Below are 11279 nucleotides of genomic sequence, written 5' to 3' on the forward strand. Positions count from 1 at the left end.
GGGTCTGGCCGGGTCCGTCAGTCTTCCGGATTTCGGCGGCGCGGCGGCGGCGGCACGCGAGCGGGGCTCAGGTGTCACGCCTTCGTGTGGGTGGCCGTTGGGCTGTTCTCCGTACGCGGCGGTGCAGAGAACTCCGGGGGCGCAGGGGTTCAACTCGCGCCCCCGGAGGGTCTGGTGGTGCTGTGGGGCAGGGTGTGGCGGATCGTTACTTCGAGCGCCTGGTCCCGCTCAGCCGCGGCGGCTGCCGGAGCTGGAACCAGTAGAAGCCGTGGCCGGCCAGCGTGAGCAGGTAGGGCCACTCGCCGATGGAGGGGAAGCGCACCCCGCCGATCAGCTCGACCGGGTACCGTCCGCCGTACTGCCGCAGATCCAGCTCGGTCGGCTGCGCGAACCGCGAGAAGTTGTTCACGCACATGACCAGGTCCCCCTCGTGTTCGCGCACGAAGGCCAGCACGGCGGGGTTGCTGGAGGGCAGTTCGGTGTACGTACCGAGGCCGAACGCCGGATTGAGCTTGCGGATCTCGATCATGCGACGCGTCCAGTGCAGCAGCGAACTCGAACTGCTCTGCTGTGCCTCGACGTTGGTCACCTGGTAGCCGTACACCGGGTCCATGATGGGCGGCAGACTGAGCCTGCCCGGGTCGGCGGAGGAGAAACCCGCGTTGCGGTCCGGGGTCCACTGCATCGGTGTGCGCACGCCGTCCCGGTCGCCCAGCCAGATGTTGTCGCCCATGCCGATCTCGTCCCCGTAGTAGAGGACCGGCGAGCCGGGCAGCGAGAACAGCAGGGCGGTGAACAGCTCGATCTGGTTGCGGTCGTTCTCCAGCAGCGGGGCGAGCCGGCGGCGGATGCCCACGTTGGCGCGCATCCGGGGGTCCTTGGCGTACTCCGCGTACATGTAGTCGCGCTCCTCGTCGGTGACCATCTCCAGGGTCAGCTCGTCGTGGTTGCGCAGGAAGATGCCCCACTGGCAGCCGCCGGGGATCTGCGGGGTCTTGCTGAGGATCTCCGACACCGGGTAGCGGGACTCCCGCCGCACGGCCATGAAGATCCGGGGCATCACCGGGAAGTGGAACGCCATGTGGCACTCGTCGCCGCCCGCGGTGAAGTCGCCGAAGTAGTCGACGACGTCCTCGGGCCACTGGTTGGCCTCGGCCAGCAGGACGGTGTCGGGGTAGTCGGCGTCGATCTCCTTGCGGACCCGCTGGAGGAACTCGTGGGTCTCCGGCAGGTTCTCGCAGTTGGTGCCCTCGCGGGCGAACAGGTACGGCACCGCGTCCAGCCGGAAGCCGTCGATGCCGAGGTCGAGCCAGAACCGCAGTCCGGCGATCATCTCCTGCTGGACGCGGGGGTTGTCGTAGTTGAGGTCCGGCTGGTGGGAGAAGAACCGGTGCCAGAAGTACTGCTTGCGGACCGGGTCGTAGGTCCAGTTGGAGGTCTCGGTGTCGACGAAGATGATCCGGGCGTCCGGGTACTGCTTGTCGTCGTCGGCCCACATGTAGAAGTCGCCGTACGGGCCGTCCGGGTCCGTCCGGGAGGCCTGGAACCACGGGTGCTGGTCGCTGGTGTGGTTCATGACGAAGTCGATGATCACGCGCATGCCGCGGGCGTGCGCGGCGTCGACGAACTCCATGAAGTCGGCGAGGTCGCCGAACTCCGGCAGCACCGACTTGTAGTCGGCCACGTCGTACCCGCCGTCGCGCAGCGGCGAGGCGAAGAACGGCGGGAGCCAGAGGCAGTCGACCCCGAGCCACTGCAGGTAGTCGAGTTTGGTGGTGAGCCCCTTCAGGTCCCCGACCCCGTCGCCGTTGCTGTCCTGGAAGGACCGCACCAGCACCTCGTAGAAGACCGCACGCTTGAACCACTCCGGGTCCAGGTTCTTCTTTGAGGTCTCCGGGAAGGTGTCGGGGACGGGCTCGTTCACAGTCACGCTGGGTTCCTCCGAACCGTGAGGAGGTGAGCCGGCTCGGCTGAGGGATCGAGCCGGACGTAGTTGTGCCGGCCCCAGGTGTAGACGGCGCCGGTGAGCTCGTCGTGCACCGCGTACGGGCCGTCGCCGTCGAGGGTGACGGTGGCCTCCTGGACGTGGTGCGGGTCGAGGTTGACCACGGTGACGACCTGGTCGGTGAGGCCCTCGGGGGTGGTCGCGGTCTTGGAGTAGGCGAGCACCTGGTCGTTGTCGGTGGGGTGGAAGCGCAGGTTGCGCAGCTGCTGGAGGGCGGGGTGGCGCCGGCGCAGCCGGTTCAGCACGGTGAGCAGCGGGGCGAGGGAGTCGGTGCGGGTCCAGTCGCGCGGGCGCAGCTCGTACTTCTCCGAGTGCAGGTACTCCTCGGAGCCGGGGTGGGCCGGCTCGTCCTCGTACAGCTCGAAGCCGGCGTAGACGCCGTAGCTGGGGGCGAGGGTGGCGGCGAGCACGGCGCGGATCGCGAACGCGGCGCGGCCGCCGTGCTGGAGGTAGCCGTGCAGGATGTCCGGGGTGTTGGCGAAGAAGTTGGGCCGCATGTAGGCGGCGGCGTCACCGGTGAGTTCGGTGAGGTACTCGGTGAGTTCCGGCTTGGTGGTGCGCCAGGTGAAGTACGTGTACGACTGGTGGAAACCGATCTTCCCCAGGGTGTGCATCATCGCGGGCCGGGTGAAGGCCTCCGCCAGGAACACGACGTCCGGGTCGGTGCGGGCGATGTCGGCGAGCACCTTCTCCCAGAACGCCACCGGTTTGGTGTGCGGGTTGTCGACCCGGAAGATCCGAACGCCGTGGGACATCCAGAACCGGAGGATCCGGATGGTTTCCTTGACGATTCCGTCCATGTCCTGGTCGAAGTTGATCGGATAGATGTCCTGGTACTTCTTCGGAGGGTTCTCGGCGTACGCGATGGTGCCGTCCGCGCGGTGGCTGAACCATTCCGGGTGCTTGTTCACCCACGGGTGGTCGGGGGAGCACTGGAGGGCGAAGTCCAGCGCCACCTCCAGGCGCAGGGCCTCGGCCTCGGCGACGAAGTGGTCGAAGTCCTCGATCGTGCCGAGGTCGGGGTGGACGGCGTCGTGGCCGCCCTCGGGGGAGCCGATCGCCCAGGGCGAGCCGACGTCGTGCGGACCGGCCGTCAGGGCGTTGTCCGGCCCCTTGCGGAAGGCTCGCCCGATCGGGTGCACCGGCGGCAGGTAGACCACGTCGAAGCCCATCGCGGCGACGGCCGGCAGCCGCTCGGCGGCGGTGCGCAGGGTGCCCGAACGCGGCGGCTCGACGCCGCTCGGATCCACCACCGCGCCCTCCGAGCGGGGGAAGAACTCGTACCAGGAGCCGTACAGCGCGCGCTCGCGGTCCACCTGGAGCGGCAGCGGGCGGGAGGCGCTGAGCAGTTCGCGCAGCGGGTACCGGGCCAGCAGGTCCAGCACCTCGGGGGCGAGCGCGGCGGCCAGCCGGGACAGCGGCGGCAGGCCGGGGTCGCGCAGCGCGTCGGCGGCCGCCAGCACGTGCGCGCGGCCCTCCTTCTTCGGCACGCCGACCGCGGCCTGCTCCAGCAGCCGGGCGCCGTCCTCCAGGACCAGCGCGGTGTCGATCCCGGCGGGCAGCTTCACGGCGGCGGTCCGGCGCCAGGTGGCGACCGGGTCGCTCCACGCCTCGACCAGGTACGACCAGCGGCCGGGCGCGGTCGGGGTGACGTGCGCGCCCCAGCGGTCGGTGCCCTCGGCCAGCTCGCGCATCGGCGTCCACGGGCCGCCGCGGCCGCGCGGGTCGCGCAGCACCACGTTGGCGTTGACGGCGTCGTGGCCCTCGCGGAACACGGTCGCGGTGACCAGGAAGGTCTCGCCGACGACGGCCTTGGCCGGGCGGCGGCCGGAGTCGACGAGGGGGCTGACGTCCAGGACGGGGATGCGGCCGATCACGGTGTCGCTCTCTGTCGTCTTGCGGGCGGCGGGCTTGCGGGCGGAGGCCTTGCGCGGCGCGGCGCCGGAGGCGCCCTCGGCGGTGGTCCCGGCGGTCCCGGCGGCGTCGGCGGGGGCCTTCGCGGTGGCGGCGGCGCGGCGCGTGGTGGTGGTGCGCCTGCGCGGTGCCGCGGTCCGGCCCTCCTCGGCCCCGGGTTGTCGGGCCGCTTCGGCCGGCTCGGTGCGGACCGCCCCGGCGGCCCGCGGTGCCGGCATCGCCGGATCCGTCCGAGTGTCAGAATCCATCCGTCCGGCGGATTCCGCGACCGCTGCGTCGTGGCTGTCGGCCACCGGTGTGGACTGGTCCCGCGTGTCGCCGTGCATGTCAAACTCCTGCCCGAGATCGGCGGCAGCTCCCGCGGGCCGGGGATGGGCCAGGGGAGTACCGGGAGGACTGCTGGGTGGGGAGGACGTGCGACCGGAAGCCTGCCCGCGCCGCCGTCCCCGGCAACCTGCCCGGCGCCCGCCGAGTCCTCGACGGGAGGCCCTGGAGCCGCGCGCGTCCCGGCGCGCGCCTCCAGGGGCACGCCCCTGGGCGACCCGGTCGACCCGTGAACGAGCAGGCCGAGTACGAGGACACGCGTCGGTGCGAGGTGAGCGCCGAATGGGCTAAGAAGAAGGGGAACGATCAACGCGAAAAGGATTCGGACGTGCTGCTTCAAGGCGGACGCCACCCGCCGCCGCACTCCCCGCAGCATCAACGACCTTGAGTCATCCTCGCACCGGGGACAAGACTTTTGCAGCGGTACGACAGTAGTTTCGGGCTTTGTCCTGAGCGGATGAGCCATCGGAAATGGACCTGTTCCGCAGTGTTCATGCATTGGTAGCGCAGGACCCCGGAAATGTGCGCCGCGCGCGCCCCCCGTGCAGACCAATGCGCCGAATGCGATCTCATCAATAGGCCGAACGGATGCCCAATAGCCCACTTGACGCACTGTCATGACGGACATCGCGGCTACGCTTCACGCCGTGAAGGCAATCCGCAGATTCACCGTCCGCACCGTCCTGCCCGAACAACTCCAGCCGCTGCACGAGCTGGCCCTCAACCTGCGCTGGTCCTGGCACCCCGAGACCAGGGACCTCTTCCGGTCCGTGGACCCGGAGGTCTGGGCCGCGACCGGCGAGGACCCGGTGCGGCTGCTCGGGGAGGTCCCGGCCGCCCGGCTCGCCGCCCTCGCCGCCGACCGGCGGTTCCTGCGCAGACTCGGCGACCTCGCCGACGACCTGCGCGAGTACCTCAGCGGCCCGCGCTGGTACCAGGCCCAGCAGGAGGCCGGCGCCACCCCGCTGCCCGCCGCCATCGCCTACTTCTCGCCCGAGTACGGCATCGCCGCCGCGCTGCCCCAGTACTCCGGCGGGCTCGGCATCCTGGCCGGCGACCACCTCAAGGCCGCCAGCGACCTCGGCGTCCCGATCATCGGCGTCGGCCTGTTCTACCGGCACGGCTACTTCCGGCAGTCCCTCAACCGGGACGGCTGGCAGCAGGAGCGCTACCCGCTGCTCGACCCGGACGAACTCGCGGTCAGCCTGCTCCGGGAGGACGACGGCACCCCCGGCCGGGTCGACCTCGCCCTGCCCGGCGGCCGCACCCTGGCCGCGCACATCTGGAAGGCCCAGGTCGGACGGGTCCCGCTGCTGCTCCTCGACTCCGACATCGAGGCCAACTCGCCCGCCGAGCGCGACGTCACCGACCGGCTCTACGGCGGCGGCAGCGAGCACCGGCTGCTCCAGGAGATGCTGCTCGGCATCGGCGGCGTCCGCGCCGTCCGCGCCTACTGCCGGCTCACCGGGCACCCCGCCCCCGAGGTGTTCCACACCAACGAGGGCCACGCGGGCTTCCTCGGCGTCGAACGGATCCGCGAGCTGGTCTCCACCGGCTCACCCGGCCCCGACAGCGTCGGCCTGGACTTCGCCGCCGCCCTGGAGTCCGTCCGGGCCGGCACCCTGTTCACCACCCACACACCCGTCCCGGCCGGCATCGACCGCTTCGACCGCGAGCTGGTCGCCCGCCACTTCAGCGGCGACGCCGCGCTGCCGGGCGTCCCGGTCGAGCCGGTGCTCGCGCTCGGCGCCGAGACCTGGCCCGGCGGGGACCCGAAGCTCTTCAACATGGCCGCCATGGGCCTGCGGCTCGCCCAGCGCGCCAACGGGGTCTCCACCCTGCACGGCGAGGTCAGCCGCTCCATGTTCAACGGCCTCTGGCCCGGCTTCGACGCCACCGAGGTGCCGATCACCTCCGTCACCAACGGCGTCCACGCCGCCACCTGGATCGACCCGGCGGTCGTGCGGCTCGGCGCCGCCGAGATCGGCGCCGACCGCGCCGAGGACGCCATGACCACCGGCGACGCCAAGCGCTGGACCGGCCTGGAGCGGATCGGCAACACCGAGATCTGGGACCTGCGCCGCAGCCTGCGCGCCCAACTGGTCGACGAGGCCCGCCGCCGACTGCGCGACTCCTGGCGCCAGCGCGGCGCCGGCGAGGCCGAACTCGGCTGGGTCTCCTCGGTGCTCGACCCCGACGTGCTCACCATCGGCTTCGCCCGCCGGGTGCCCTCGTACAAGCGGCTCACCCTGATGCTGCGCGACCCGGACCGGCTGCGCGCCCTGCTGCTGCACCCCGTCCGGCCGGTGCAGATCGTGGTCGCCGGCAAGGCCCACCCGGCCGACGACGGCGGCAAGCGGCTGATCCAGCAGATGGTCGCCTTCGCCGACGACCCGGCCGTCCGGCACCGGATCGTCTTCCTGCCGGACTACGACATGGCGATGGCCCGGCACCTCTACCCGGGCTGCGACGTCTGGCTGAACAACCCGCTGCGCCCGCTGGAGGCCTGCGGTACCTCCGGGATGAAGGCCGCGCTCAACGGCTGCCTCAACCTGTCCGTCCTGGACGGCTGGTGGGACGAGTGGTACGACGGCCAGAACGGCTGGGCGATCCCCACCGCCGACGAGACCGACGGCGTGCTCGACCCGGAGAGCAGCGAGGCCGAGCGCCGCGACGACATCGAGGCCGCCGCGCTGTACGACCTGATCGAGGACCAGGTCGCCGGCCGGTTCTACGACCGGGGCACGGACGGGCTGCCGCACCGCTGGATCGCCATGGTCCGGCACACCCTGGTCACCCTCGGCCCCAAGGTGCTGGCCGGGCGGATGGTCCGCGAGTACGTCGAACGGCTGTACACCCCGGCGGCGCTGGCCCAGCGGGAGCTGGCGGCGGCGGAGCACCACGGCGCCCTGGAGCTGGCGGCCTGGAAGGCGAAGGTCCGGGAGGCCTGGCCGGCCGTCCGGGTCGAGCACGTCGAGGCGGACTGTCCGGACGAGGCGCAGGAGCTGGGCAGCTCGCTGGCGCTGCGGGTGCAGGTCACGCTCGGGGCGCTGGAGCCGGGCGACGTCGAGGTGCAGGCGGTGTCCGGCCGGGTGGACGAGACGGACGGCATCTCGGACGGCTGCGTGCTCGCCCTCAAGCCGGTCGGCGGGTCCGACCTGGACGGCCGGACCCGCTACGAGGGCTCGCTGGAGCTGTGCCGGACCGGCCCGTTCGGCTACACCGTCCGGGTGCTGCCGGCCCACCCCCGGCTGGCCTCCCCGGCGGAGCTGGGGCTGGTGGCCCTGCCCGCCGAGTCGTCGGGGATGGACGCGGGGGTGCTGCGCTGAGGCCCTGCCGGGGGGAGCGCCGGCCCTAGACCAGGCTGTCCCGCCAGGCCTGGTGGAGGGCGGCGAAGCGGCCGGATCCGTCGATCAGCTCCTGCGGGGAGCCGTCCTCGACGATCCGGCCCTGGTCCATCACCAGGACGCGGTCGGCGATCTCCACGGTGGAGAGCCGGTGCGCGATGATCACCGCCGTCCGGCCGGCCAGCACCGTGCGCATGGCCCGCTGGACGGCCTGCTCGCCGGGGACGTCCAGCGAGCTGGTCGCCTCGTCGAGGATCAGCACCGCCGGGTCGGCGAGCAGGGCGCGGGCGAAGGCGACCAACTGGCGCTGCCCGGCGGAGATCCGGCCGCCGCGCTTGCGCACGTCGGTGTCGAAGCCGTCCGGGAGCGCCGCGATGAACTCGTACGCGCCGATGTCCCGGGCGGCCTGCTCGACCTCCTCGCGGCCGGCGCCGGGGCGGCCGATCGCGATGTTCTCGGCGACGGTGCCGGAGAACAGGAAGGACTCCTGGGTCACCATCACCACGCCGCGCCGCAGCTCGGGGGTGGCGAGGTCGCGCAGGTCCACGCCGTCCAGCCGGATCCGGCCGTCGGTCGGGTCGTAGAAGCGGGCCAGCAGCTTGGCGACCGTCGACTTGCCGGCGCCGGTCGCGCCGACCACCGCCACCGTCTGCCCGGCCGGGATCACCAGGTCGAACGGCGGCAGCACCTGCTTGCCGGTGCGGTAGGCGAAACGGGTCTCCTCGAAGCGGACCTCGCGCCCCTTGCCGGCGGCCTGCGGCAGTTCGGCGGGCGCGGCCGGTTCGGCGACGGTCGGCTCGTGGGCGAGCAGGCCGGCGATCTTCTCCAGCGCGGCGGCGGCCGACTGGTAGCTGTTCAGGAACATCGCCAGCTGGTCGATCGGGTCGTAGAGCCGGCGCAGGTAGAGCACGAAGGCGGTGAGCACGCCCAGCTCGACCGTGCCGTCGGCGACCAGGTAGGCGCCGAGCAGCACCACGCCGGTGGTCCACAGGTTGGCGGTGACGCGGGAGAGGCCGACGTAGCGGGCGATCTCCAGCAGGCCGTCCGCCGTCGCGGTGGCGGACTGCCGGTTGACCACGGCGAAGGCCTCGTCGTTGGCCTTCTCGCGGCGGAAGGCCTGCACCGGGCGGATGCCGTTCATGGTCTCGGTGAAACGGACGATCAGTGAGGCGGCCGAGGTGCGGGAGCGGCGGTAGACCCGGCGCGAGCGGCTGCGGAAGGACCGGGCGATCAGCGCCAGCGGCAGGATCGACGCCAGCGAGACCAGGCCGAGCCGCCAGTCCAGCACCAGCAGCAGCACCGAGATGTAGCAGACCGACAGGAGGACGGTCAGCAGCTCCTGGAGGCCCTCGGAGAGCAGCTCGCGCAGCGCGTCCACGTCGCTGGTGGCGCGGGAGATGATCCGGCCCGAGGTGTAGCGCTCGTGGAAGTCCAGGCTCAGCCGCTGGGCGTGCCGGAAGATCCGGCCGCGCAGCTCCAGCAGGATGTCCTGGTTGACCCGGGCGCTGATCTTGATGAACGCCCACTGCAGCAGCAGGCTGAGCAGCGCGCAGCCCAGGTAGGCGCAGACCACCGCGATCAGCGGGCCGCTGTCGCTCTCGCGCAGTGCCGGGATGCCGCGGTCCATCGCGATGGCGACCAGCAGCGGGCCGGACTGCAGGGCCGCCTGCTGGATGAGGATCACCAGCATCGCGACGGCGATCCGGGCCCGGTGCGGGCCGAGCAGCGAGCGCAGCAGCGCCCGGGGCGCGCCGGGCGGGACGGGGATGTCCTCCTCGTCGGCCGGGGGCGGCGGCAGCTGTTCCTCGACCGGCTCGGCGGTCTCCCGTTCGGCGGGGCCGACGGGCGAGATGGTGGTGGTCATCGGGTGGTGCCCCCCTCGGAGACCAGGACGGCCTCGGGCATCGGGGCGGACTCGCCCGACATCAGTTCGCGGTAGTGCGCGCAGTCGCGCAGCAGGTCCTGGTGGGTGCCGACGGCCTCGATCCGGCCGTCGGAGAGCACCGCGACCCGGTCGGCGAGCAGCACGGTGCTCGGGCGGTGGGCGACCACCAGGGCGGTGGTGGCGCCGAGGACCTGGCGCAGCGCCCGTTCGACCAGGGCCTCGGTGTGCACGTCGAGGGCGGAGAGCGGGTCGTCCAGCACCAGGAAGGCCGGGTCGCCGACCACCGCACGGGCCAGGGCGAGGCGCTGGCGCTGGCCGCCGGACAGGCTCAGGCCCTGCTCGCCGACCTCGGTGTCCACGCCGTCCGGGAGCTTGTCCACGAAGGAGGCCTGGGCGGTGGCCAGGGCGGCGCGCAGCTGCTGGTCGTTCGCGCCCGGGGCGCCCATCAGGACGTTCTCCCGGACGGTGGCGGAGAACAGGGTGGGCTCCTCGAAGGCGACCGCGACCAGCTCGCGCAGCCGCTCCCGGGGGAGGTCGCGGATGTCCCGGCCGTCCAGGGTGATGGTGCCGGCGGTGGCCTCGTACAGGCGGGGGAGCAGCGCGGTGAGCGTGGTCTTGCCGCTGCCGGTGGCGCCGACCAGGGCCATCGTCTCGCCGCTGCGGATGTGCAGGTCGATGCCGGCCAGCAGGTCGGGGGTGTCGTCGGGGGCGTCGGGGTAGCGGAAGCGGACGCCGGTGAAGCGGATGCCGTCGGGGGCACCGCCGAGGCCGTCGGCGGTGCCCGGGTCGGCGGTCTCGGGCTCGTCCAGCACCTCGAAGAAGCGGTCGGTGGCGGTGGCGGCCTCGTTGGCGTAGGCGAGCAGCCAGCCCAGGGACTCGACCGGCCAGCGCAGCGCCAGCGCGGTGGAGAGGAAGGCGACCAGGGTGCCGGCGCTCAGCTCGTCGTGGGCGACCAGGTAGGCGCCGGCGGCGAGGGCGCAGCCGAGGGCGATCTCGGGCAGGCCGACGATGACCGCCCAGAGGTTGGCGAGCAGCCCGGCCTTGCGCAGTTCGGTGCGGCGCAGGTCGTGGGCCTGGGCGCGGAAGCGCTCGGCCATCGAGCGGTGGCGGCCGAAGGCCTTGAGGATGCGGATGCCGAGGACGGACTCCTCGATGACGGTGGCGAGGTCGCCGTTCTGGTCCTGGGCGCGGCGGGAGGCGCCGGAGTAGCCGGCCTCGAACCGCCGGGTGAGCACGAACAGCGGGACGGCGGGCAGCAGGATGATCAGGGCGAGCCGCCAGTCCTGGGTGAACATCACCGCCGTGCCGGCGAGGAACATCACCGAGTTGACGACCAGGAAGACCAGCGGGAAGGCCAGAAACAGCCGCATGGTGTACATGTCGGCGGTGGCCCGGGAGAGCAGCTGGCCGGATCCCCAGCGCTCGTGGAAGGAGATCGGCAGCCGCTGGAGCTTGGCGAAGAGGTCGCCGCGCATGGCCGTCTCCAGCCCGGCCAGCGGGCGGGCCAGGACCACCCGGCGGGTGTAGAACAGCGCGGCCTCGACCAGCCCGAGGACCAGCAGCAGGCCGATCAGCGGCCAGAGTCCGCTCAGGTCGTGTTCGGCGAGCGGACCGTCGACGATCCGGCCGAGGACCAGCGGGACGCCGAGGACGCTCAGCATGGCGACCAGGGCGGCGGCCACCGAGGTGGCCAACCGGCGGCGGACGGCTCGGGCGTAGGGCCACAGGCGCAGGAGGGAGCGGACCGTGGAGCGGTGCCCGGTCGCGGTGTCGTCGTGTTGTCGGTTCTCGGCCATCGTCGTGA

Annotated in this window: 5 protein-coding genes; 1 reads left to right on the plus strand and 4 read right to left on the minus strand. The window is 72.4% G+C overall.

Annotation, left to right across the window (positions count from 1 at the left end; genetic code table 11):
* Positions 1-205: 205 nt before the first annotated feature.
* Positions 206-1930 carry a maltose alpha-D-glucosyltransferase gene (treS, locus tag AB0P03_RS12390; protein WP_063347760.1) on the minus strand — a complete coding sequence of 575 codons (1725 nt, stop codon included), beginning with the start codon at positions 1928-1930 and terminating at the stop codon, positions 206-208.
* Complete coding sequence (locus AB0P03_RS12395) at positions 1927-3882, minus strand: alpha-1,4-glucan--maltose-1-phosphate maltosyltransferase (RefSeq protein WP_363582158.1); 1956 nt, start codon at positions 3880-3882, stop codon at positions 1927-1929. The genes treS and AB0P03_RS12395 overlap by 4 nt, the downstream gene beginning before the upstream one ends.
* A gap of 1008 nt (positions 3883-4890) precedes the next feature.
* Here AB0P03_RS12395 and glgP point away from each other — a divergent pair.
* Positions 4891-7572, plus strand: coding sequence for an alpha-glucan family phosphorylase (gene glgP / locus AB0P03_RS12400; protein ID WP_363582063.1), 2682 nt, complete (start codon positions 4891-4893; stop codon positions 7570-7572).
* 25 nt (positions 7573-7597) lie between these two features.
* Here glgP and AB0P03_RS12405 read toward each other — a convergent pair whose 3' ends face one another.
* Complete coding sequence (locus AB0P03_RS12405) at positions 7598-9454, minus strand: ABC transporter ATP-binding protein (protein ID WP_363582065.1); 1857 nt, start codon at positions 9452-9454, stop codon at positions 7598-7600.
* A complete protein-coding gene (locus tag AB0P03_RS12410) occupies positions 9451-11271 on the minus strand; it encodes an ABC transporter ATP-binding protein (protein ID WP_363582067.1) in 1821 nt (606 codons plus the stop codon). Before AB0P03_RS12410 ends, AB0P03_RS12405 begins: the two co-directional genes overlap by 4 nt.
* Positions 11272-11279 lie beyond the last annotated feature (8 nt).

Origin of the sequence: Kitasatospora sp. NPDC088779 (genome assembly GCF_040685395.1) — a bacterium.
In the GTDB taxonomy this organism is placed as follows: Bacteria; Actinomycetota; Actinomycetes; order Streptomycetales; family Streptomycetaceae; genus Kitasatospora.